This window comes from Mitsuaria sp. RG (genome assembly GCF_028369275.1).
Taxonomy (GTDB): domain Bacteria; phylum Pseudomonadota; class Gammaproteobacteria; order Pseudomonadales; family Pseudomonadaceae; genus Aquipseudomonas; species Aquipseudomonas peradeniyensis.
In genome coordinates this window covers 164,279-186,291 of record NZ_JAQMYQ010000004.1, presented here as the reverse complement: position 1 = coordinate 186,291, position 22,013 = coordinate 164,279, and the positions used below count along the sequence as shown (strand labels likewise).

Below are 22,013 nucleotides of genomic sequence, written 5' to 3'. Positions count from 1 at the left end.
CGATTTTTGCGTCAACACTGAAATCCCGGGGCTGCTACGCAGCCCATTCGCGGCACAAGGCCGCTCCTACAGCGATGATGGTGGACCCATACCTCAGGGCAGCTGCAGCCCCCCGGCCGCCTTGTGCAACGCCCGCAGGTGCTCGCCCACCTGCTTGATATTGGCCTCCACCGCCTTGATCTCCCTGCCCCGCTCCGGCCCCAGCAGCGCCCTCACCTGCTGGTCCAGGTCGGTGCTCAGCCGCAGCAGCTGTGCCTGGCGCTCGCTGCTTACCTGCTCCAGCTGCTTGCGTTCGGCAGGCTGCGGCAGGCCGTAGCCCCCTGCCCCCAGCAACTCCGCCGGGCGGCTGAGGAAGCCGCTGTTGGCCAGCATCGCCTGCAAGGTCTCGTTGGCCTTGTCGAAGCTGCCGTCCTTGAGTGCCCGGCCGTTCAGGTACCGTTGCTTGACCTCGTCCTGGGCCAGCAACAGCTGGCGGCGCAGGCCGGCCTGCTCGAGCAGCAGCAAGGCCGCGCTGGTGCGCAGGTCGGCGCGGTCGAACCACTGGCGGCGCTGCTCGGCGTCCAGCGCCAGCCAGTCTTCCACGCTGGTCTGGCTGATCGGCAACTGCTTGCGCAGCACATCGAACATCGCCTGGTAGCGGTCGCGGTAGGAGTCGAAGCGATAACCCAGGCGCAGGGCCTCGCGCGGGTCGTCGAGCACGTGGGTATCGGCCAGTCCCCTGCCCTTGAGCACCTCCAGCAAGCCGTTGGGCATGATGCTGTCGAGGTCGTTCAGGCGCGGGTTGCCAGTGCCGCTGCGCAGCAGCTTGAGCGATTCCACGGCGCAGTTGTTGGACAGGAAGTAGTAGTTACCGTCGTAGCTCCAGTGCATCTCGGCGGCCTGGCGCACCAGGTTCTCGATCTCGCCACGGCTGAGCTTGAGCGGCACCGAGGCCAGGCTGCGCAGCTCGGTCTTGGTGTATTCGTCGATCACCTGCCCCAGCGGTAGCACGAACAGCCGCGAGGGATAGGCGCCGGTCAGGCCGTCCCAGCTGGACAGCTGCACGTCGTTGACGAAGGCGCGGTACGACAGCACCAGGCTCTGGTCCAGATCCAGGCGGCAGGCCGGCCCGCGCGGGCGACCCGGGGCGCAGATCACCAGGCGCAGCATGCTGTGGCCCCAGCGGCTGACCCAGTTCTGGTTGGCTTCGGCCAGCAGGTAGTCCACCTCGTAGACCCGTTCCGGGTCGATCTCGCCCAATGGCTGGCGGGCGAAGTCGTTGCCAGCGTTGAGGAATGGCAGGCCCCTGGCGCAGGTGTCCTGTTGTGGCGCCCAGCCGAAGTGGTCGCGCAGGTACTGGTTCAGCGCCGGGCGGCGACAGCCGTAGCTCGGGTCGAGGAGGAAGTACTCCATGTTGACCGCGATGAACTCCTTCGGGCTGCTCAGCTCGTAGGGATCCGGGCTGCGCACCAGCTGGCCGTTGTGCTGTTCGCGCTCGCCGCGCCGGCCGACGTACTGCGGCCAGCCGGCCAGGTCCAGCAGGCGCGGGTCGTCGCTCAGGGTAAAGCGGCGTTCGGCCTGGCCACGGCAGTCCTGCGGCAGCCCGACTTTGCCCAGGGCGCCCTGCTGGCGCTTGCAGCGGCTGATCAGCTGGCGCTCGGCGTCTGGCCACAGACGCGCGCGGTCATAGATATGGGTGAGTTCGTGGAGCACGGTGGCCAGCAGCTCTTCGCGGACCGTGCCGTGGGGACGGTTGGTCTTCTCGCGGGCGGCGCTGCCGTCGACCAGGCCCGGCAGCAGGCGCCGGTTGAGGTCCAGGCTGGCCACCGGGGAGGCCTGGCCGTAGGCGTCCTCGGGCATGCGCTCGGTCCAGCCGACCAGGATCTGCCGGTCCAGTTGTTGCTTGAAGCGCGGTGGCAGCTTGGCCATGGCTTCGTCGAGCAACGTCTGGGTCGCCTGCTGTTGCGCAGGGTCGAGGCCGTCGCGCTGCAGCACCAGCTGCAGGTCGGCCAGGGCGGGCGTGCCGAGCAGCGTCAGGGCGCAGCCCAGCAGCCAGGCACGCACGCGTTTCACAGGGCGAGGATGGCTTCGGCCAGCACCTGGTCGCTGGCGTCACGGGCCTCGGGAACACGGGCACGCAGGGTGTCGAAGGCGGCTTCGAGCTGGGCGCCGCGGATGTCGCCGTTGCTGGCGACGAAGCTGGCGGCGTCGTCGTGGGCTTCACGCACCACTTTCGAGTCGCGGATCGAGGTGGTGGTATCGGAGGTGAAATCGATCGAACGGCCGAAGGCGCGGACGATGATGTTGCTGGTGGCCACCAGGGTGTGGGCCTGGGCCAGGTCGGCGAGCAGCAGCATGCCGAGGGTGGCGGCGATCAGCGGTTTACGCATGGAGCATCTCCGGAAATACAGGGGAGTCGAATGTAGTTATTGGACGAGAATCGCTTCGGCCAGTTCACGGTCGCCGACAGAGTGCCGGGCGACGTTCTGGTGCAGCATGTCCAGCGCCGCCTGCAGGCGCGCGCCACGGATCCGGCCGTCGCTGGCGACGAACGCGGCGGCGTCGTCACGGGCGGCGGCGACCAGCTTGCGGTCGAACGGCGCGGCGCTGACCTGGCTGGTGACGTAGCCGCTGATGACCAGGCTCTGGGTAGTGGTATCCATGGCTTGGGCGCTGCTGATGCAGGCCAGGGCGAACAGTGAAGGCAACAGGTAACGCATGGGCGGTCTGGCGGCGATGGTCTCGGGCTGCGAAGGCTACCCCGGATCCACTGGCCGGGCCAGTGAATCCGGGCAGTGCGGGGCTCAGATGGCGAGGATGGCGCGGGCCAGCTGCGCGTCGCTGGCCTGCAGCTCCGGCAGTTGCTGGCGAATGTGCACGAACGCGCTCTCCAGCTTGGCGCCGCGGATGGCACCGTCGCTGCCGACGAAGCTGGCGGCATCGTCACGGGCGGCCTTGACGATCTTGTCGTCGCGGAACGAGGAGGAGATGTCGGAGGTGGCGTCGGTGGAGGCGGCTACCGCGCCCACCACGGCGTCGGTGGTGACGACGAAGCTGGTGGCATTGGCTGCGCCGGCGAGCGACAGCAGCAAGGCGGCGCCAAACAGGTGATAACGGGACATGGTCGGGGACTCCTGCACTGGGTCTGGATAGTTCTGCTTATCGGACGCTCGCTTGGCTCGTCACGGTACTTTTCTCTGCCAGGCGTGTAGGACAAGCGTAACACGCGCTGGTTCGGGCGTTTGGTTCGAGAAAAGATCACAAATCGTAACTGTACCTGTCCATTTGTCATTTATTAAAACTGTGTTGTTCTGTTGTGCGGCCGCTCTAGCCCGGGCTTAAAACAAAAAAACCGTCGCAGTTTCCTGCAACGGGTTCTTGTGAATTCGCGGTGCCGGCCTGGGCCGGCGGCCGGCGCTTAGCGCCAGAAAGGCTTGCTCAGCTCTTCGTAGCGCTGCGACTCGCTGATGCCGGCGTCGGCCAACAGGCGGGAGTCCAGGCGCGCCAGCTGGCGGCGGCTGGCCATGCGGCGCTGCCACAGTACCAGGGTGGACAGGACGCGCAGCGGCAGGGCGGCGTTGGAAGCTTGGGCGTTTTCGAAAACCAGACCGGAACTGAGGGTACGTTCCATGATGTGTCATCCTTCCGCTTGTGGCGGCATTAGGGAGTGATTTAACTGGTGCCCATCTTCCTCTTCTCTCGTCCAGAACAGTAGGTACAGTTCAGGTGTATTGTGAGGGGGCAGTTAACTGTTGGAAGGGACTGTTGCACTGGTTATTGAGGGAACTGTACTGGTGCGCACTGGTTTGGTGCGATTTTGTGGTGTTGGTGGGGAAATGGTAAGCAGGGAGTGATGTTTTTGGCGGTACAGTAGTACAGTTTTAGATATGTTTTGGCTTGAAAGTGTTCGACGACAGAGTTGCAGCGCCTATGAAATCGAGCGCCGCCCGCGCGGCGCATCGCGGCACAAGGCCGCTCCTACATCTGTTTCGGGCCAGTCAATCCTGTGCCATTACCTGGTCCGCCTTGTTTTTACGACGCAATTTCAATGTGGACACCACTGCCGCTTCACCTGCCTCAAGACATGCACCAAGGCGGGCAACCATGGCCTGACAGGTTAGGCACGTTGCAATAAATGTAGGAGCGGGCTTGTCCCGCGATGCGCCGCGCGGGCGGCGCTCGGTCTCAAGGGCGCTGCAAGACCATCGCCAGGCACCTGTCCGCCATTACGCGATCCCCAAACCCCTCACGCCGACACCGCCGCCCCCCGCGCCCGCTCGGCCTTGCCCAGCAACCGCTTCATCCGCCACTCAAAGCCAAACGTCAGCGCCACCGCCGCGCAGGCCAGGCCCAGTGCCAGCCCCCACCAGATACCCTGCGCGCCGCCGCCGAGGTTGAAAGCAAACAGCCACGCGCTCGGCGCGCCCACCAGCCAGTAGCACACCAGGCCGATCAGGAACGTGGTCTTGGCGTCCTTCAAGCCACGGATAGAACCCATGGCGATGGTCTGCACGCCGTCGAACAGCTCGAACCACGCCGCCACCATCACCAACTGTACCGCCAGCATGAAGATCGCCGCGAAGGCCGGGTCGTTACGGTCGATGAACAGCCCGACCAGGGCGTCCGGCAGCAACCAGAACAGTGCGGCGAAGGCGAACATCAGCGAGGCGCCGAAACTGATCCCCACGCGCCCGGCGCTGCGCGCCGCCAACAGGTTGCCGGCACCATAGTAGAGACCGACGCGCATGGTCACCGCATAAGAAAGGCCGGTCGGTACCATGAACGCGGTCGAGACGATCTGCAGGGCGATCTGGTGCGCCGCCAGTTCCGTGCTGCCCAGCACGCCCATGCACAGGGCGGCGAAGGCGAACAGGCCCACTTCGACCATATAGGTGCCGCCGATCGGCAGCCCCAGTCGCCACAACTCGCGCAGCGCCGGCAGGGAAGGGCGCGACAGGCCCTTGCGCAGCGGGTAGGCGGCATAGGCCTTGTGCCAGCGAATATAAAGCGCGAGGGCGATGGCCATGCCCAGGGTCACCACCGCGGTGACCAGGCCGATACCCATCAGCCCGAGCTTGGGCAGGCCGAACATGCCCTCGATCAGCGCATGGTTGAGCAGGTAGTTGGCCACCGTGCCCACCAGGCTGATGACCATCACCGGGGTCGAGTGGCCCAGGGCGCTGGTGAAGCCGCGCAGGGCCATGAAGGTCATGTAGCCGGGGAGGGCGAGCGGCAGCAGGGTGAGCAGCTGCATCGCAGAATCGACGTTCTCCGGCTTCTGGCCGAACAGCAGCAGCACCGGCTTGAGGTTCCACATCACCAGCGCCGAGACCAGCGCCAGGCCCCAGGCCAGCCACAGGCCGCTCTGGGCCAAACGGGTGACGCCCTCGGTGTCGTTGGCGCCCTTGCGGATCGCCACCAGCGTGCCGACCGCGGCGATCACGCCCAGGCAGAAGATCGACACGAACGAGTAGCTCGCCGCGCCCAGGCCGCCACCGGCCAGGGCCTGGGGACTGATGCGGGCCATCATCAGGGTGTCGGTGAGCACCATCAGCATGTGCGCCAACTGCGAGGCGATCAGCGGCCCGGCCAGGCGCAGCAAAGCCTTGAGTTCAGTGGTGGGCGCAACATGCATGGGGGCGGTCCTTCTGGATGATTCGGGGAAGCGAGCCGTCGATTCTGAGGCCTCGGTCAGCTTTGCACAAAAGGATAAATGCGATCACTGACATGAGTATGACTCATGCATGTATGATCCTGTGCATCCGACCTACGCCCCGCCTGACAGGTGCGCCATGACCCGCCAACTGCCTCCGCTCTATGCGCTGCGCGCATTCGAAGCCGCCGCCCGGCTGAGCTCTTTTACCCGTGCCGGGGAAGAACTGTCGATCACCCAGAGCGCGGTCAGCCGGCATATCCGCACCCTCGAGGAGCATTTCGCCTGCCGCCTGTTCGTGCGCAGCGGGCGCAGCCTGCAACTGACCGAGGCCGCACGCATGCTGCTGCCGGGAGTGCGCGACGGCTTCGCCTCGTTGGAGCGGGCCTGCGACGCCTTGCGCGGCGAGGACGACATCCTGCGCATGAAGGCGCCCTCGACCCTGACCATGCGCTGGCTGCTGGCGCGCCTGAGCCGTTTTCGCCACCTGCAGCCGGGCAACGAGGTGCAGCTGACCAGCGCCTGGATGGATGTCGATCATGTCGACTTCAACCAGGAGCCATTCGACTGCGCGGTGCTGCTCAGCGATGGCAGCTTCCCGGCGGACTGGGAGGTGCGCCGGTTGTTCTCCGAGTTGCTGATCCCGGTGGGCGCGCCGGACCTGCTCGACGACGCGCCTTGGGACGAGCGGCGCCTGGCGGGCATCGAACTGCTGCACCCCACGCCGGACAAGCGCGACTGGCGTGCCTGGCTGGCGCGCATGGGGCTGACCGACAAAGTCTCGCTCAAGGGCGGGCAGGTGTTCGACACCCTGGAGTTGGGCATGATCGCCGCGGCACGGGGCTATGGGATCTCCATGGGCGACCTGCTGATGGTGGCCGAGGACGTGGCCCAGCGCCGGCTGAGCCTGCCCTGGCCGACCGCGGTGGCCAGTGGCATGGACTACTACCTGGTGTGGCCGCGGACCCGGCCGGGCGGGGAGCGGTTGCGCAGGTTGAGTGTATTCCTGCAGGAGGAGGCGGCGGCGATGGACCTGCCGGCGGTGCAGGTGCTGTCGGCGCAAGGCTGAGGACCATCGCGGGGCAAGCCCGCTCCCACGCTGATGATGCCTGCAACTCTGTTCCCCGGGCGACAGTGCAACCCAAAGCGCTGGGTAATCACCTAAGCAGAGCGACAGGGCCCTGTCGCAAGAAAACGTTTGCGAATATCCCGGTCCGGCACTCAAGTATTTCCTACAGACGCCGATCAACTTGCACCAGCGTCCCGGAAGAGGACGCGATTCCCCGTCGATATGCAGCGGGCGGTCAGCGTGATCAGGACGATCCCGGCCTCTTGCCAGGAGCCTTGCCATGTCTCAACCGCGTGCCCGAATCGCCTCGCAGCTCGGGATTGCCCTCGCCATCGTGCTGGCGCTGGTGATCACCGGCAGTACCCTGTTCGCCCTGCGTTCGCTGGACGACGCCAACCTCACCACCCGCCAGGCGCACCTGGCCAGCGAGGCGCGCCTGCTGGCCGACCAGCTCGACACCTTCCACGGCTCGCTCAAGGACAACACCCAGCGCCTGAGCGGCCTGTTCGAGCGCCGATTCGCCTCGGGGCTGGCGTTGCGCGCCGGTGAGACGGTCAACGTCGCCGGTGCCGCGACACCGGCGCTGTACCTGGGCGACCACCTGCTGAACAACGATTTCCGCCAGGTCGACGAGTTCCAGCAGATGACCGCCGGGGTGGCGACCCTGTTCGTGCGCAGCGGCGATGATTTCGTGCGCATCAGCACCAGCCTGACCAAGCAGGACGGCAGCCGTGCCATCGGCACCCAGCTCGACCGCCAGCATCCGGCCTACGCCAAGCTGATGGCCGGGCAGACTTACGTCGGCCGCGCCGTGCTATTCGAACGCAACTACATGACCCGCTATGTGCCGGTGCGTGACGGCGGTGGCCGGGTGATCGCGGTGCTGTTCGTCGGCTTCGACTACACCGACGCGCAGAACGCCCAGTTCGCCAACCTCAAGCGCTTCCGCATCGGCCAGACCGGCTCGCTGGCGTTGCTGGACGAGCAGGGCAAGTGGCTGGTGCCGCCGGCCGAGGTGCGTGATGGCGAGGCGGCGGCCCAGGCGGTCAAGGCGATCAAGCCGGGAGTAGGGCAGTTCTGGGCTGGTGCCGGCGAGCCGTTGTTCAGCGTCACCGAGCCGTTCGCCGAGGGCCCGTGGACCGTGGTGGCAAGCATGCCCGAGGGCGAGATCCGCGAAGTGACCTGGAGCGTCGGCCTGCGCCTGGCCATCGGCAGCGTGCTGGCGATGCTGCTGGCCGTGGCCGCCACCCTCTGGCTGCTGCGGCGCAAACTGCGCCCGCTGGGCGACCTGGTGCGCCAGGCCGAAGCCCTCGGCGCCGGCGACCTGAATGCTCGCCTGAGCGTCACCAGCCATGACGAGATCGGCCAGCTGGCCCGCAGCTTCAACCAGATGGGCGAGGCCCTGGCGACCATGGTCGAGCATATCCGTGCTGCTTCCGACCAGGTCAGTGGCCGTGCCCGCTCGTTGTCGGGCCTGTCGTCCGGCGCCTGCGAGGGCATGGACCAGCAGTCCGGCGAGATCACCAGCATGGCCGGCGCGGTGGAGGAGTTCAGCGCCACCTCGATGAACATCGCCGACAACATGGCCGGTACCGAGCGCATGGCCCGCGACAATGCCCAGCAGACCCGCATCGGCCGCAGCGCCATGGACGAAGCCTCGGTTTCCCTGCGGCAGATCGCCGAGGCGTTGGGCGGAACCGCCAGTGTAATGGACACCCTGGGCGCCCGTTCGCAGGAGATCGGCGGGATTGTCGGCGTGATCACCTCGATCGCCGAGCAGACCAACCTGCTGGCGCTGAACGCTGCCATCGAGGCGGCGCGTGCCGGCGAGCAGGGCCGTGGATTCGCCGTGGTTGCCGACGAGGTCCGTGGCTTGGCCGCGCGCACCCGCCAGGCCACCGACGAGATCTCGGGCATGATCGCCAGCATCCAGCAGCAGACCGGCCATGCCATCAGCACCCTGGAGCAGGGCAACCAGCTGATGCAGGAAGGCCTTGCGCGCAACGACAAAGTGGCCGAGGCCCTGGCGCGGATCGACGAGCAGAGCAGGGTGGCGGGCGAGCAGTTCGCCGTGATCAGCACCGCGACCCAGGAGCAGAGCAGCACCGCGACGGTGCTCAGCCGCAACCTGCAGAGCATCGCCCAGGCCAATAGCGAGCAGCGCGATGTGGCCAATGAACTGGCCATGACGGCCCGCGAGCTGGAAGGGCTGGCGGGGCAGTTGCGCCAGGAAGTGGATCGGTTCCGTACCCACCGGTAGTGCACTGGGGCTGCCTTGCAGCCCGTTCGCGGCACAAGGCCGCTCCTACAGGCGAGCGCGTTCCCATGTAGGAGCGGCCTTGTGCCGCGAAAGGGCCGCGAAGCGGCCCCAGCAGTTTCAAACCCTACAGAGTCCCCAGACCCAACGCCTGCGCACACGCCTGCAACGACCTGCGCTCGCTCTGCGCATACAGCGCCAGCTCATCCTGCACCTGCAACCCCAGCGCCTGCTCGAAGGCTTCGCGGTTGGCGTTGCTGCCATAGTCGGCCTGCCCATCATCCCCCAGGTTGGACTGGAAGATCCCCGCCGCGCTCACCGGCAGGAAATCCTCGTACACCAGCGCCTCGAAATGCACGTGCCCGGCGTCGATCAACCCCTGCAGGGTGGTCGGGCGATCCTGTTGCCCACGCTCGGCCAGGCCTTTCTCGGTGGCGAAGTAGCGGAAGTACGCCAGCCCCTGCTCGCGCATCTGCCCCAGGTCATCCGGAAACTCGGCGAAGTGCTCCGCGAGCAGCGCCATATATCGCTCGGCATTGGCCTCCGCCGGCGCGCCGCCCAGGGCTGCGCGGGTCGCATCCAGAAGACGGTCGTACAGCTGGCGCCCCTTGGGCGTCAGCGCCGCGCCGCGCTGTTCGATCTCGCCGAAGCGCGCCGTGTGGCTGCCCTGGGCATCGCTGAAGGCGACCTTTTCCTGCAGGGCCTTGAAGCTGGTCTGACGCAGCAGGATCGGCTGGCGCCGGGTGGGCGGCCCTTCGATCACGGCTTTGGGCGGGATGCCCTTGGCCGGCATGCCGAGCTGGATCGCGTCGATGTCCAGGGTGCGCGGGGTCAGGTGGTTGATATGCGGGCCTTTGAATGCCACTACGTCGGCAATCAGCCGGTGCTGGTCGTGCAACTGTTGGTACTGCTCGGCGCTGACCGTGGCGTCCTGGTGCCAGCGGAAGGTGTGCAGCGCCTCCTGGACGAAGGTCTCGGCATCGCTCGCGCCCATGCCGCCGTCGCGTTCGCATTGGGCGATCAGTTCGAGTACGCGGGGGGTGAAGATCTGCCGTTTCTCCAGGATGCCCTGGGCCAGTGCACGCAGTTGCGGGTTGTCGATCAGCTCCAGGCGCAGCAGCGAGGTGAACACGCGGAACGGGCTGATGTGCAGCGACTGTTCGTGCACGGCGCGAAATGCGGTGGAGTGCACCGGTACGCCAGCCGAGCTCAGGTCGTAGTAGCCGACCGGCTGCATGCCCATCACCGCGAACAGGCGTGCGATGGTGGCCAGTTCCTCGGCGGTGCCCACGCGGATGGCGCCGTGGCGCTCCTGGTCGAGGCGTTCGATCTCGCCGGTCCAGCGCAAGGCCTCGGCCACCTTGGGCTGTGCGGCCATGACCTGCTGGTTGGTCTCACTCACCAGCTCGAGCAGCGTGCCGTACAGGGGGACTTCCTGCTTGTACATGAGCGACATGGCGGCAGAGAACTGCGCGCGGATGCTGTCGGGGCTGACGAAATCATGGGCGGGCATCGCAAGCTTCCTGGGTGAGTGGAGGACACTTACATGAAAACTGGGAATGGAGCCGGCGTACAAGCGAAAAAAAGTGCGGGTTTCATTCCTTTTTTGATCGACCTTGAGGGCCATGGGGCTGCTTTGCAGCCCTTTCGCGGCACAAGGCCGCTCCTACAGGCGAGCGCGTTCCCATGTAGGAGCGGCCTTGTGCCGCGAAAGGGCCGCAAAGCGGCCCCGGCGATCTCAAGCCTGCAGTTGTTCCCGAACCCACTCCACCAACGCTCGCACCTTCGGCACTTCCGCCGCATGCTCGGCATACGCCAGGTAATGCGCGCCATTGCTCTTCATTGCATGGTCCCAGGCCAGCACCAGGCTGCCCTCGGCCAGCTCCCGGGCCACCAGGTAACGCGGCACCAGCGCCACCCCGCACCCAGCCTGCGCCGCGCTCAAGGCCATGTAGAAGGTGTCGAAGCGCGGCCCGTGGTAGCTGTTGTCGGTGTGCAGCCCTTGCTCCAGGAACCACGCGTGCCAGGCCTCCGGGCGCGAGGTGCTCTGCAGCAATACCAGCTCCGCCACCGCACCCGCGTCAGGCAGTGTGCGCCCTTGCAACAGCTCCGGCGCGCACACCGGCACCACCTCTTCGCCGAACAGCTCGACGCAGGTCGCCCCGGGCCAGGTACCCTGGCCATAGAAGAACACCACGTCGGCCGACCCCTGCAACAGGGCGAACGGCTCCATTTCGTTGCGGATATCCAGGTGGATATTCGGGTGGCGCTTGCCGAAGCCCTTGAGGTGCGGAATCAGCCAGCGCACGCCGAAACTCGGTTGAGTGGCTACCTTCAATACTTCGGTCTGCGAGCCATAGCTCAGGACATAGCGGCTGGACATGTCCACCTGGGTGAGGATCTTGTTCACCTCGGCCAGGTACAGGCTGCCGGCGGGGGTCAGTTGCAGGCGTCGGCGGATGCGCAGGAACAAGTGGTGGCGCAGCATCTCCTCGAGCTGCGCCACCTGCTTGCTCACCGCGCTCTGGGTCAGGTGCAGCTCCTCGGCGGCACGGGTGAAGCTCAGGTGGCGGGCTGCGGCCTCGAAGCACTGCAGGGCGGTCATGGACGGAACCAGGCGTTTGGACATAAGCGGTCTCGGCGGCTGAAATCATTACCTGGCGGAATGATATGCGGAATAAAGGTCGTTTGTTGCACCTGTGTAATCGGATTAATACTGACCCACATCCTTTTCCACCCCTTCACCCGATGAAAGGAGAAGCACAATGGTTGCTGCACTGCTCGAGCGTCTTGGCGTTGCCGCCGCGGCTCACACCCAGGGCGACTACCCTGTTCACACCCCGATCGACGGCAGCCGCATCGCTTCGGTGAAGCTGCTCGGCAAGGCCGACACCATTGCCCGCATCGACCAGGCGCAACAGGCCTTCGAAACCTGGCGCAGCGTGCCGGCCCCGCGTCGCGGCGAACTGGTGCGCCTGTTTGGCGAGGTGCTGCGCGAGCACAAGGCCGACCTCGGTGAATTGGTCTCCATCGAAGCCGGCAAGATCACCCAGGAAGGCCTGGGCGAAGTGCAGGAAATGATCGACATCTGCGACTTCGCCGTCGGCCTGTCGCGCCAGCTGTACGGCCTGACCATCGCCTCCGAGCGCCCGGGCCACCACATGCGTGAAACCTGGCACCCGCTGGGTGTAGTGGGGGTGATCAGCGCCTTCAACTTCCCGGTGGCGGTATGGGCGTGGAACACCGCGCTGGCGCTGGTGGCCGGTAACGCCGTGGTGTGGAAACCGTCCGAGAAGACTCCGCTGACCGCCCTGGCCTGCCAGGCACTGTTCGACAAGGCAGTGAAAGCCTTCGGCGATGCGCCGGCTGGCCTGGCGCAACTGGTGATCGGTGGCCGCGAAGCCGGCGAAGCCCTGGTCGACGACCCACGCGTGGCGCTGGTCAGCGCCACCGGCAGCACCCGCATGGGCCGTGAAGTCGGCCCGCGTGTCGCGGCGCGATTCGGGCGCAGCATTCTCGAGCTGGGCGGCAACAACGCCATGATCCTGGCCCCGAGCGCCGACCTCGACCTGGCTGTGCGCGGCATCCTGTTCTCGGCGGTCGGTACCGCCGGCCAGCGCTGCACTACCCTGCGCCGTCTTATCGTTCACCGTTCGATCAAGGACGAAGTGGTCGCCCGCGTCAAAGCCGCCTACGCCAAGGTGCGCATCGGTGACCCGCGTAAGGACAACCTGGTTGGCCCGCTGATCGACAAGCAGTCGTTCGATGCCATGCAGGGCGCGCTGGCCAAGGCCCGCGACGAGGGTGGCCAGGTGTTCGGTGGCGAGCGTCAGCTGGCCGAGCAGTACCCCAACGCCTACTACGTGTCGCCGGCCATTGCCGAGATGCCGGCCCAGAGCGACGTGGTGCGCCACGAGACCTTCGCGCCGATCCTCTACGTGCTGGCCTATGACAACTTCGAAGAGGCCCTGCGCCTGAATAACGAGGTGCCGCAAGGCCTGTCGTCGTGCATCTTCACCACCGACATCCGTGAGGCCGAGCGTTTCCAGAGCGCCTCGGGCAGCGATTGCGGCATCGCCAACGTCAATATCGGCACCAGCGGCGCGGAGATCGGCGGGGCGTTCGGGGGTGAGAAGGAGACCGGGGGCGGGCGTGAGTCCGGGTCGGATGCGTGGAAGGGTTATATGCGTCGGCAGACCAATACCGTGAACTATTCGCGTGAGTTGCCGCTGGCGCAGGGTATCGTGTTCGACTGATGATCGCAGGCGGGGGCTTTGCCCCCGTTTCGCGGCACAAGGCCGCTCCTACAAAGGCAACGCGCTTCCTTGTAGGAGCGGCCTTGTGCCGCGAAAGGGCCGCGCAGCGGCCCCATGGGCAAGAAGAACAACAGCTGGAGCCGGGCCATGTCCGAACTGCGTCAAGAATGTCTGTGGGACCACGTCACCCAGCCAACCGTCGCCGCCCAGGCCCTGGCCGGTGAGCACAAGGCCGATGTCTGTGTGATCGGCGGCGGCATCACCGGCCTGTCTGCGGCGATCCACCTGCTGGAGCAGGGCAAGTCGGTGATCCTGCTGGAAGCCTGGAAGATTGGCCACGGCGGCTCGGGGCGCAACGTCGGCCTGGTCAACGCCGGCACCTGGATCCGCCCCGACGACGTCGAGGCCACCCTCGGCCACAAGCAGGGCAGCCGCCTGAACAAGGTGCTCGGCGAGGCCCCGGGTGAAGTGTTCGCCATGATCGAACGGCTGGGCATCGACTGCCAGGCCCGGCACCAGGGCACCCTGCACATGGCGCACAACGCCACCGGCATCGCCGACCTCGAGGCCCGCCATCAGCAATGGACCCGGCGCGGCGCCGACGTCGAGCTGCTGACCGGCGCGCAATGCCAGGAATACTGCGGTACCGACAAGATTTCCGCCGCGCTGCTCGACCGCCGCGCTGGCACCATCAACCCCATGGGCTATACACAAGGCCTGGCCGCCGCCGTGAACCGGCTGGGCGGCAAGCTGTTCCAGCAGTCCTCGGTCGAAGGGCTGGAGCGCGACGGCGATGCCTGGCGAGTGAAGACTGCGCGCGGCGCGGTGCGCGCCGACAAGGTGGTGATTTCCACTGGCGCCTACACCGAAGGCGACTGGAGCAACCTGCAGAAGCACTTTTTCCGCGGCTATTACTACCAGGTCGCCTCCAAGCCCCTGCACGGCGCCGCCGCCGACAAGGTCCTGCCCCATGGCCAGGGCTCGTGGGACACCCGCACCGTGCTCAGCAGCATCCGCCGCGACGACCAGGGCCGCCTGCTGCTCGGCAGCCTCGGCCGGGTCGACAACAAGCCGGCGTGGTTCGTGCGCAGCTGGGCCGACCGTATCCAGAGCCACTACTATCCGGAGCTGGGCAAGGTCGAGTGGGAGATGCACTGGACCGGTTGCATCGACTTCACCCCGGACCACCTGATGCGCCTGTTCGAACCGGCGCCGGGGCTGGTGGCGGTGACCGGCTACAACGGGCGCGGCAACACCACCGGCACGGTGATCGGCCGGGCGTTTGCCGAGTTTCTGCTCAAGGATGATCCGGACAGCCTGCCGATTCCGTTCTCGCCCATGAGGCCGGTGAGCGCGCCGTCCTTGCGCACGGCGTTCTATGAATCGGGGTTCTCGCTGTATCACGCAGGGCAGTGTCTGCGGGTGGTGCTGTAATGGCGCCGCCTTCTTCGCGGGTAAACCCGCTCCCACAGGGGACGTGCAAAACCTGTGGGAGCGGGTTTACCCGCGAAGAAGGCGGCGCAGAGGGTCAGGTCATTTATGCAGCCAGCTCAGGAACCCACCTTTCTTCACTGCCGCCGGTTTCTGCAGCAGCAGTGACTCGCGCTTCTGCCGGCGGAACCGCTGCAGCTTGGTCAGCGCCGACTTCACATCCCCGCTCTCGGTCAGGCAACCGCGCACCTGTTCCTTGTCGATGCGATAGAGCATGCAGCCGCTCAGGGCGCGGAACTCGACCGGAGACGCCTCGTCGTCCACCAGCCCCTCCAGCCCCAGCACCTCCCCAGGTCCCATGCGCCCGCCTTCGATCAACCGCTCGCCGTCGCGCACCGAGGCCAGCACCACGCCACGGCTGATCAGCAGCACATGCTCCGAGCGCTCGCCGATGCCGAGGATGACCTGGTCGGCCAGGTACTCCACCGTGGTCATGCGCTGGCTCAGGGCATCGCGCTCTTCGTTGCTCAGTGAGCGGAACACCCGCACCTCCTCCAGCAGCTCGCGCTGGCGGCTGCGCACGGGGGCGCCGAGCTCGGTATTCCAGGTCACGCCGCTGGCTTCCAGGTGGCGGTGGGCCAGGTCGAACAGCTGGTTGCGCACCTCGGTCTTGCGTGACATCTCGGCGATGAAACCACTGGCCTCGTACTCCACCGACTCCAGGCTCGAAGCCTTCACCGTGACCTTGGGCGCCGGCTTGTCGAGCAGGATGCTGGTGCCCTGCAGGGTCTTTTCCAGCGCATCGAACACCCGCTGCGGACGCACCTTGGCTGGCACCACCACGCTGATCGACACCCCATGCACTTCGGCCGGGCGGCTGAAATTGAGGATCTTGGCCTTGGCCGCCACCGAGTTGGGGATCACCGCCAGGCTGCTGTTGCCGGTGATCAGGCGGGTGGCGCGCCAGTCGATGTCGACCACCTTGCCCTCGGTGCCGTCGATCGAGATCGCGTCGCCGATCTGGTAGGGCCGCGTGGTGTTCAGCACGATGCCGGAGAACACGTCGGCCAGGGTGCTCTGCAACGCCAGGCCGATGACGATGGCCATCACCCCGGAGGTCGCCAGCAGGCCCTTGACCGGCAATTGCATCACATAGGCCGCCGCCGCCACCGCCGCGACCAGGAAGATCAGCGCCCCGACCACATCCTGCAGCAGACGCCCGCCGTGGCTGCCGCGTGCCACCAGCAACAGGCCGAACACCACCGTCACCGTGCGTGCGCCGAACAGCCACCAGCCGATCGCCAGCACCGTGGCCATCAGGTTGCGCGGCACATCGTCGGCCCAAGGCGGCGGTTGCAGCGGGCTCATGCCCGCCGTCAGCAGCACCGCGCTGAACAGCAGGAAGAACACCAGCCGCGTGGCGATACGCCAGGCCCGGTGGTGCAGCGGAATCAGCTGCCACAGCAGCAGGTCGAGCAGGATCAGCAAGGTGCCGAGCAACAGCGGGTATGACTGGATGAACGCCAGCATGGTGGTCTCGGTGCGGGGGAGGGCTGTGGGTAGTAATAGAGCAGGTTGGGGTGGCAGGCAATGGGGTGGTGATAGTGCTGATGGCCTCTTCGCGGGTAAACCCGCTCCCACAGGTTCTTCGCCGCCTTCAAGGCCTGTGCGATCCCTGTGGGAGCGGGTTTACCCGCGAGGAAGCCAGCACGCCCAATCGTTCATAAAATAGAACGCTACAGCCAAATTTCACTATCTACCGCCACAAAGGTCCTGGTTTTAATCTTCTCCCATCAACGCGAAACACCCACCCCACTGAAGATCGAAACCCAAGGAGCACCGGCAATGAACAACTTCAAATACAACCGCCTGAACAAAGACGACGCCGCCGTACTGCTGGTCGACCACCAGGCCGGCCTGCTGTCCCTGGTCCGCGACATCGAGCCGGACCGCTTCAAGAACAACGTGCTGGCCCTGGCGGACCTGGCCAAGTACTTCAATCTGCCGACCATCCTCACCACCAGCTTCGAGCAAGGCCCCAACGGCCCGCTGGTGCCGGAACTCAAGGAACTGTTCCCGGATGCCCCGTACATCGCTCGCCCCGGCCAGATCAACGCCTGGGACAACGAAGATTTCGTCAAGGCGGTGAAGGCCACCGGCAAGAAGCAGCTGATCATCGCCGGCGTGGTGACCGAAGTGTGCGTGGCCTTCCCGGCGCTGGCGGCCCTGGAAGAAGAGTTCGAGGTGTTCGTGGTCACCGATGCTTCCGGCACCTTCAACGAAATGACCCGCGATGCTGCCCACGACCGCATGAGCCAGGCCGGCGCGCAACTGATGACCTGGTTCGGCGTCGCCTGTGAGCTGCACCGCGACTGGCGCAACGACGTCGAAGGGCTGGCCGCGCTGTTCTCCAACCACATCCCGGACTACCGCAACCTGATCACCAGCTACAACGCCCTGACCGCCGGCAAGTAAGCCGCCGCCAGCCTGGCACCGCGAGGTGCCAGGCAAGGCAGCACACCCATCCAATCCAGCGCTCGTCTGCTGTTGCACAGTGGATGCAGGCCAGCTCATCTCCAGGGAATGTCAGCGATGAACACCGCAACCGAAGGCAACCGCAGCGTCGTCACGCTGGTGATCCAGCACAAGGTCCGTGCCCAGGCGCTGGTGCACTACGAAACCTGGCTCAAGCGCGCCGTGACTACCGCTCGCCAGCAGCCCGGTCATCTGGACGTCAATGTCATCCGCCCGGACGACGGCGGTCGCCACTTCACCACCGTGGTGCGCTTCGCCGACGCCGGCCTGATGCAGGCCTGGGTCAACTCTGCCGAGCGTCAGGCGCTGATCAGTGAAGTGCTGCCACTGTTGGAAGACGGCGACCAGACCCAGGTGCACGATGACCCGGAGTTCTGGTTCACCCCGCCCAGCGTCGGCGCCGCGCAACCGCCGCGCTGGAAACAGGCCCTGCTGACCTACCTGGTGATCTGCCCGATGACCCTGGTCATTCCCCAGCTGCTGGCGCCGCTGTTTGCCCGCTATCCGCTGCTGGGTGGCCAGATCACCGGCAACTTGATCACCAACCTGTTCGTCATCTTGCCCGTGGTGTTCTACATCATGCCCTGGGTGACCCGCCGCTGCGCCGGCTGGTTGCGCCGCTGAGCGCCCGCCGTGATCCATTGCTAGCCTTCAACCGCCTGCCGATCACCCACCCGGACGGAGAGCACCATGAGCCAGGACCCTACCGACCAGAGCCGCCGCAAGTTTCTCGCCACCAGCACCGTGCTCGGTGCCGCCGGCGCGCTGTGGAGCGCATTGCCGTTCACCGATTCCGCCCATGCCGCCCTTTCAGGAGATCCCATGACCGCCGACCTCATCTTGTTCAATGGCAAGTTGCACACCGTTGACCGCGAGAAGCCCACCGCCAGCGCCGTCGCCATCAAGGACGGCAAGTTCCTCGCCGTGGGCAGCGACGCCGAAGCCATGGCCCACAAGGGGACCGCCACGCAGATCATCGATCTCAAGCAGCGCACGGTGATCCCCGGCCTTAACGACTCGCACCTGCACCTGATCCGCGGCGGCCTGAACTACAACCTCGAACTGCGCTGGGAAGGCGTGCCGTCGCTGGCCGACGCCCTGCGCATGCTCAAGGACCAGGCCGAGCGCACGCCGACCCCGCAGTGGGTGCGCGTGGTCGGTGGCTGGAACGAGTTCCAGTTCGCCGAGAAACGCATGCCCACGCTGGAAGAGATCAACCAGGCCGCGCCGGACACCCCGGTGTTCCTGCTGCACCTCTACGACCGCGCGCTGCTCAACCGTGCCGCGCTCAGGGCAGTGGGCTACAGCAAGGACACGCCCAATCCCCCGGGTGGCGAGATTCAGCGCGACAAGTTCGGCAATCCCACCGGCATGCTCATCGCCCGGCCCAACGCCACCATTCTCTACGCCACCCTGGCCAAGGGGCCGAAGCTGCCGCTGGAGTACCAGGTCAACTCCACCCGCCAGTTCATGCGCGAGCTCAACCGCCTGGGTCTGACCAGCGCCATCGATGCCGGCGGCGGCTACCAGAACTACCCGGACGACTACCAGGTGATCCAGGAGCTGGCCAATAACGACCAGCTGACCGTGCGCATCGCCTACAACCTGTTTACCCAGAAGCCCAAGGAAGAACTGGCCGACTTCAAGAACTGGACGCAGAAGGTCAAGCCGGGCGACGGCAACGACTTCTTCCGCCACAACGGCGCCGGCGAGATGCTGGTGTTCTCCGCCGCCGACTTCGAGGACTTCCTCGAGCCGCGTCCGGACCTGCCGCAGACCATGGAGCAGGAGCTGGAGCCGGTGGTGCGTCACCTGGTCGAGCAGCGCTGGCCGTTCCGCCTGCACGCCACCTACGACGAGTCGATCTCGCGCATGCTCGATGTGTTCGAGAAGGTCAACCGCGACATTCCGTTCAATGGCCTGCCGTGGTTCTTCGACCATGCCGAAACCATCACCCCGCAGAACATCGAGCGGGTCCGGGCACTGGGCGGTGGCATCGCCATCCAGGACCGCATGGCCTTCCAGGGTGAGTACTTCGTCGACCGCTATGGCGCCAAGGCCGCCGAACACACCCCGCCGATCAAGCGCATGCTCGACATGGGCGTGCCGGTGGGGGCGGGCACCGACGCTACCCGCGTGTCCAGCTACAACCCGTGGACTTCGCTGTACTGGATGGTAAGCGGCAAGACCGTCGGCGGGCTGGGACTTTACCCGGAAGGCCTGAGCCGTGAGACCGCGCTGCAGCTGTTCACCCATGGCAGCGCCTGGTTCTCCAGCGAGCAGGGTAAGAAGGGGCAGATCAAGGTCGGGCAGCTGGCGGACCTGGCGGCGCTGTCGCTGGATTTCTTCAGCGTTGATGAAGAGGCGATCAAGGGCATCGAGTCGGTGCTGACCATCGTCGACGGCAAGGTGGTGTACGGCGCCGCCGAGTTCGACAAGCTGGGCCCTGCGCAGGTGCCGGTGTTGCCGGAGTGGTCGCCGGTGGCCAAGGTGCCGGGGCACTGGCGCGCCGGTGCGCCGATGGCGGCGGCGCTGCACCAGTGTGTCGGGCCGTGCGGGGTGCATGCCCACAGCCATGAGAAGGCGCGGCATTCCAGTGTGCCGGTGAGTGATTACCAGGGCTTCTGGGGTGCGTTGGGTTGTTCCTGCTTCGCCTTCTGAGTGGGCCAGGGGCCGCTTTGCGGCCCTTTCGCGGCACAAGGCCGCTCCTACAGGCGAGCGCATTCCCATGTAGGAGCGGCCTTGTGCCGCGAAAGGGCTGCAACGCAGCCCCAGTATCTAAGCCATGTCGCTGATGGCGAACTCCTCCGCCAGATGATCGATCAACGACCGCACCGACGGCAGCAACCCGCGCCGCGACGGGAAGATCGCATGCACGATGCCGCAACGCGGATGCCAGTCCGGCAGCATTTCCACCAACCGCCCCGCCGCCAGGTCCTCGCGCACCGCCACCCTGGGCAGGTGCGCGATCCCCACGCCCGCCACCACGAAATGCCGCAGGGCGAACAGGTCGTCGGTGACCATCCGTGGTTTGTGCGGGATCACCAGGCTGCGGCTCATGTCCTCACCCTGGAACAGCTCCCACTGGTATTCACGCTGGGCGCCACCCCAATGCACGCTGGGCAGCTCACTGAGTTGCAGCGGGTCAAAGCCTTGCGCAAGCTGTTCGCGGAACGACGGATGCCCGACCAGGCACTGGGTGCTGTTGCTCAGCACCTTCATCACCATGTCGGTGTTCTCCAGCGGCGGGAAACGCACCCGCAGCGCCACGTCGAAGCCCTCATGCAGCAGATCGACGCGGCGGTTGGTGCTCTCGATGAACAGCTCCACCTGCGGATACTTTAGCATGTAGCGGGTCAGCATCGGTCCGACCCAGGAGTTGAGCAGAGTGGTCGGGCAGCTGATGCGCACCAGCCCGCGTGGTTCGCTGCGGTTGCGCTCGATGATCTCGGCGGCACCCTCGGCTTCCACGCGCATGGCCAGGCAACGGTTGTAGTAGGCCTGGCCGATCTCGGTCAGCGAGCAGTGCCGGCTGGTGCGGTGCAGCAGGCGCACGCCGAGGCGCTCCTCCAGGTCGGCGATGCGCCGGCTGAGCTTGGACTTGGGCATGTCCAGCGCCCGTCCGGCCGGGGCAAAGCCACCGTGCTCGACCACCTGGGTGAAGTAGTAGAGGGAGTTGAGGTCTTCCAAGGGGCGATCTCCGCAGCGCGCCGGGGACAATGGTTCGCAGTCTACCGGGCGATGGTGGCCCTCATCCAACTCCCTTCAAGCCAATATCGCTCAGGACGACTCGATTCCCTCCAGCATCGCTTCCGTCAGGCCTTCGGCCATCTCGATGCCATGCAGGCTGGCCCACAACAGGCTCCTGCCGGTTTCATCCATATGCTCCAGCGCCTTGTAGCCGACGTTGTAGGCACTGCGCAGGTACTCGGCGACATGCACCAGGGCGTCGTGGGCGTTGATATTGGGGTTTACTGCGAACAGCGGTGGGTGGCCGGCGTCGCATTTGCCGAAGGGGTGGTGGCGGGTGTCGGGGAGGGGTGGGTCGGGGACGATCTTTTTCATGGTCAAACTCCGATAGAAATTGACCGGCACCGTCCGTTTCCACGCGAAGGGTGGCGGCTGTACACGGGGTGGAAAACCAGGTTATCGGAGAACCCCGGCAGGCTTTGCGGCCTCCCGCGTACAGCTGCCGTTACGACAGATAATCCGATAACCAACCAGCCGGGTTTCCACGCCCGATCGCTGAACCGACAGCGACCTGGTCAGCCTAGAGGGCATGATTTCCCCGGACAATCAGAAGGGTATCGACAGACTTTGTAGGGTATTTCTTGGGCTGCAGGCTGCTCAGTAGGAAAGGTTTTCAGATCACGTAGGACATGGCTGAGCTCAGCAGATTCGAGCGTTTTTTGAACACATTCCTTCGAGCTTGTCGGAAGCTTCTCGGTTGATCTGCACTGCCGCTGTTGTATGGTTTCAGGCGAAACCAGTTGCTATCCAGTGGCGAGAACTTGCGTAGCAGCCCCAAGATTTCAAGACGAAGTGACAACTATGCACAACCCACCCCACCCCGGCGAAGCCCTGCGCGAAGACGTCCTGCCCGCCATCGGCATGAACGTCTCTTCCCTGGCCCGCCACCTGGGCTATTCACGTGGTCAGTTATCCACAGTGCTCAACGGCCATGCAGCCATTTCAGCCGACCTGGCCTATCGCCTCGAACTGGCCGGTCTTGGCAGTGCCCGTCAGTACCTGGCCGAGCAGGCGGCTTACGACCTGTGGCAGGCCGCGCACCGCGAGCATCCACCCATCGAGCGGCTCGCGTTCGCCTGAGCG

The 22,013-nt window shown here is 65.8% G+C and carries 19 protein-coding genes; 8 read left to right on the top strand and 11 right to left on the bottom strand.

The genetic code is table 11. The annotated features are described in order from the left end of the window. Positions 1-93 precede the first annotated feature (93 nt). From POF53_RS04305 to POF53_RS04280, 6 genes are all read right to left on the bottom strand, one after another. Complete coding sequence (locus POF53_RS04305; protein ID WP_498966535.1) at positions 94-2,043, bottom strand: DUF7844 domain-containing protein; 1,950 nt, start codon at positions 2,041-2,043, stop codon at positions 94-96. Positions 2,044-2,048: 5 nt separating this feature from the next. After that, a complete protein-coding gene (locus POF53_RS04300; protein ID WP_011531558.1) occupies positions 2,049-2,369 on the bottom strand; it encodes a DUF2388 domain-containing protein in 321 nt (106 codons plus the stop codon). 36 nt (positions 2,370-2,405) lie between these two features. After that, a complete protein-coding gene (locus POF53_RS04295) occupies positions 2,406-2,699 on the bottom strand; it encodes a DUF2388 domain-containing protein (protein WP_203649077.1) in 294 nt (97 codons plus the stop codon). Between the two features lie 84 nt (positions 2,700-2,783). Then, positions 2,784-3,101 carry a DUF2388 domain-containing protein gene (locus tag POF53_RS04290; protein WP_203649074.1) on the bottom strand — a complete coding sequence of 106 codons (318 nt, stop codon included), beginning with the start codon at positions 3,099-3,101 and terminating at the stop codon, positions 2,784-2,786. Positions 3,102-3,397: 296 nt separating this feature from the next. Next, complete coding sequence (locus tag POF53_RS04285) at positions 3,398-3,610, bottom strand: DUF1127 domain-containing protein (protein ID WP_110735977.1); 213 nt, start codon at positions 3,608-3,610, stop codon at positions 3,398-3,400. Between the two features lie 615 nt (positions 3,611-4,225). Further along, positions 4,226-5,614, bottom strand: a complete 1,389-nt coding sequence (locus POF53_RS04280) for a NorM family multidrug efflux MATE transporter (RefSeq protein ID WP_232855485.1) — start codon at positions 5,612-5,614, stop codon at positions 4,226-4,228. A gap of 157 nt (positions 5,615-5,771) precedes the next feature. On the opposite strand from POF53_RS04280, the gene POF53_RS04275 reads away from it, so the two are divergent. Both POF53_RS04275 and POF53_RS04270 read left to right on the top strand, forming a co-directional pair. Next, positions 5,772-6,701: a LysR substrate-binding domain-containing protein gene (locus POF53_RS04275; protein ID WP_232855486.1), complete on the top strand. Its 930-nt coding sequence runs from the start codon at positions 5,772-5,774 to the stop codon at positions 6,699-6,701. A gap of 280 nt (positions 6,702-6,981) precedes the next feature. Continuing rightward, the gene (locus POF53_RS04270; protein WP_498966530.1) at positions 6,982-8,961 is read left to right on the top strand and encodes a methyl-accepting chemotaxis protein; all 1,980 of its coding nucleotides are present in this window, start codon (positions 6,982-6,984) and stop codon (positions 8,959-8,961) included. A 124-nt stretch (positions 8,962-9,085) separates the two neighbouring features. Here POF53_RS04270 and hglS read toward each other — a convergent pair whose 3' ends face one another. Together hglS and POF53_RS04260 are read right to left on the bottom strand one after the other, a co-directional pair. After that, positions 9,086-10,471: a 2-oxoadipate dioxygenase/decarboxylase HglS gene (hglS, locus tag POF53_RS04265; RefSeq protein WP_234561901.1), complete on the bottom strand. Its 1,386-nt coding sequence runs from the start codon at positions 10,469-10,471 to the stop codon at positions 9,086-9,088. 225 nt (positions 10,472-10,696) lie between these two features. Next, a complete protein-coding gene (locus POF53_RS04260; RefSeq protein ID WP_050703230.1) occupies positions 10,697-11,587 on the bottom strand; it encodes a LysR family transcriptional regulator in 891 nt (296 codons plus the stop codon). A gap of 136 nt (positions 11,588-11,723) precedes the next feature. Here POF53_RS04260 and amaB point away from each other — a divergent pair, with 136 nt between their 5' ends. Next, positions 11,724-13,214: an L-piperidine-6-carboxylate dehydrogenase gene (amaB, locus tag POF53_RS04255; protein ID WP_498966527.1), complete on the top strand. Its 1,491-nt coding sequence runs from the start codon at positions 11,724-11,726 to the stop codon at positions 13,212-13,214. A 147-nt stretch (positions 13,215-13,361) separates the two neighbouring features. Further along, positions 13,362-14,648, top strand: coding sequence for an L-pipecolate oxidase (amaA, locus tag POF53_RS04250; RefSeq protein ID WP_498966525.1), 1,287 nt, complete (start codon positions 13,362-13,364; stop codon positions 14,646-14,648). 99 nt (positions 14,649-14,747) lie between these two features. Here the strand turns inward: amaA and POF53_RS04245 are convergent, their stop codons facing one another. After that, positions 14,748-16,175, bottom strand: coding sequence for a mechanosensitive ion channel family protein (locus POF53_RS04245; protein ID WP_234561896.1), 1,428 nt, complete (start codon positions 16,173-16,175; stop codon positions 14,748-14,750). Between the two features lie 315 nt (positions 16,176-16,490). Between POF53_RS04245 and ycaC the strand changes: the two genes are divergently transcribed. The 3 genes from ycaC (at position 16,491) to POF53_RS04230 (ending at position 19,841) form a co-directional block, all read left to right on the top strand. Further along, the gene (ycaC, locus tag POF53_RS04240; protein WP_110735958.1) at positions 16,491-17,120 is read left to right on the top strand and encodes an isochorismate family cysteine hydrolase YcaC; all 630 of its coding nucleotides are present in this window, start codon (positions 16,491-16,493) and stop codon (positions 17,118-17,120) included. Positions 17,121-17,237: 117 nt separating this feature from the next. Beyond that, positions 17,238-17,804: an antibiotic biosynthesis monooxygenase gene (locus POF53_RS04235; RefSeq protein ID WP_498966522.1), complete on the top strand. Its 567-nt coding sequence runs from the start codon at positions 17,238-17,240 to the stop codon at positions 17,802-17,804. A gap of 66 nt (positions 17,805-17,870) precedes the next feature. Beyond that, positions 17,871-19,841, top strand: coding sequence for an amidohydrolase (locus POF53_RS04230; protein WP_498966520.1), 1,971 nt, complete (start codon positions 17,871-17,873; stop codon positions 19,839-19,841). A 117-nt stretch (positions 19,842-19,958) separates the two neighbouring features. Here the strand turns inward: POF53_RS04230 and POF53_RS04225 are convergent, their stop codons facing one another. Both POF53_RS04225 and POF53_RS04220 read right to left on the bottom strand, forming a co-directional pair. Further along, positions 19,959-20,870 (bottom strand): LysR substrate-binding domain-containing protein, encoded by a 912-nt coding sequence (locus POF53_RS04225; RefSeq protein WP_234561890.1) that lies wholly within the window; start codon positions 20,868-20,870, stop codon positions 19,959-19,961. A 90-nt stretch (positions 20,871-20,960) separates the two neighbouring features. Beyond that, positions 20,961-21,245: a DUF6124 family protein gene (locus POF53_RS04220; protein WP_028688634.1), complete on the bottom strand. Its 285-nt coding sequence runs from the start codon at positions 21,243-21,245 to the stop codon at positions 20,961-20,963. 477 nt (positions 21,246-21,722) lie between these two features. Between POF53_RS04220 and POF53_RS04215 the strand changes: the two genes are divergently transcribed. Beyond that, entirely contained in the window at positions 21,723-22,010 is a 288-nt protein-coding gene (locus POF53_RS04215) for a HigA family addiction module antitoxin (RefSeq protein WP_498966517.1), read from the top strand. Positions 22,011-22,013: the final 3 nt, after the last annotated feature.

Excerpts from the sequence above, each read along its gene's own strand:
- POF53_RS04300 (WP_011531558.1), bottom strand. The coding sequence starts at position 2,369 with ATGCGTAAACCGCTGATCGCCGCCACCCTCGGCATGCTGCTGCTCGCC.
- POF53_RS04295 (WP_203649077.1), bottom strand. The coding sequence starts at position 2,699 with ATGCGTTACCTGTTGCCTTCACTGTTCGCCCTGGCCTGCATCAGCAGC.
- POF53_RS04290 (WP_203649074.1), bottom strand. The coding sequence starts at position 3,101 with ATGTCCCGTTATCACCTGTTTGGCGCCGCCTTGCTGCTGTCGCTCGCC.
- POF53_RS04285 (WP_110735977.1), bottom strand. The coding sequence starts at position 3,610 with ATGGAACGTACCCTCAGTTCCGGTCTGGTTTTCGAAAACGCCCAAGCT.
- POF53_RS04280 (WP_232855485.1), bottom strand. The coding sequence starts at position 5,614 with ATGCATGTTGCGCCCACCACTGAACTCAAGGCTTTGCTGCGCCTGGCC.
- POF53_RS04275 (WP_232855486.1), top strand. The coding sequence starts at position 5,772 with ATGACCCGCCAACTGCCTCCGCTCTATGCGCTGCGCGCATTCGAAGCC.
- POF53_RS04270 (WP_498966530.1), top strand. The coding sequence starts at position 6,982 with ATGTCTCAACCGCGTGCCCGAATCGCCTCGCAGCTCGGGATTGCCCTC.
- hglS (WP_234561901.1), bottom strand. The coding sequence starts at position 10,471 with ATGCCCGCCCATGATTTCGTCAGCCCCGACAGCATCCGCGCGCAGTTC.
- POF53_RS04260 (WP_050703230.1), bottom strand. The coding sequence starts at position 11,587 with ATGTCCAAACGCCTGGTTCCGTCCATGACCGCCCTGCAGTGCTTCGAG.
- amaB (WP_498966527.1), top strand. The coding sequence starts at position 11,724 with ATGGTTGCTGCACTGCTCGAGCGTCTTGGCGTTGCCGCCGCGGCTCAC.
- amaA (WP_498966525.1), top strand. The coding sequence starts at position 13,362 with ATGTCCGAACTGCGTCAAGAATGTCTGTGGGACCACGTCACCCAGCCA.
- POF53_RS04245 (WP_234561896.1), bottom strand. The coding sequence starts at position 16,175 with ATGCTGGCGTTCATCCAGTCATACCCGCTGTTGCTCGGCACCTTGCTG.
- ycaC (WP_110735958.1), top strand. The coding sequence starts at position 16,491 with ATGAACAACTTCAAATACAACCGCCTGAACAAAGACGACGCCGCCGTA.
- POF53_RS04235 (WP_498966522.1), top strand. The coding sequence starts at position 17,238 with ATGAACACCGCAACCGAAGGCAACCGCAGCGTCGTCACGCTGGTGATC.
- POF53_RS04230 (WP_498966520.1), top strand. The coding sequence starts at position 17,871 with ATGAGCCAGGACCCTACCGACCAGAGCCGCCGCAAGTTTCTCGCCACC.
- POF53_RS04220 (WP_028688634.1), bottom strand. The coding sequence starts at position 21,245 with ATGAAAAAGATCGTCCCCGACCCACCCCTCCCCGACACCCGCCACCAC.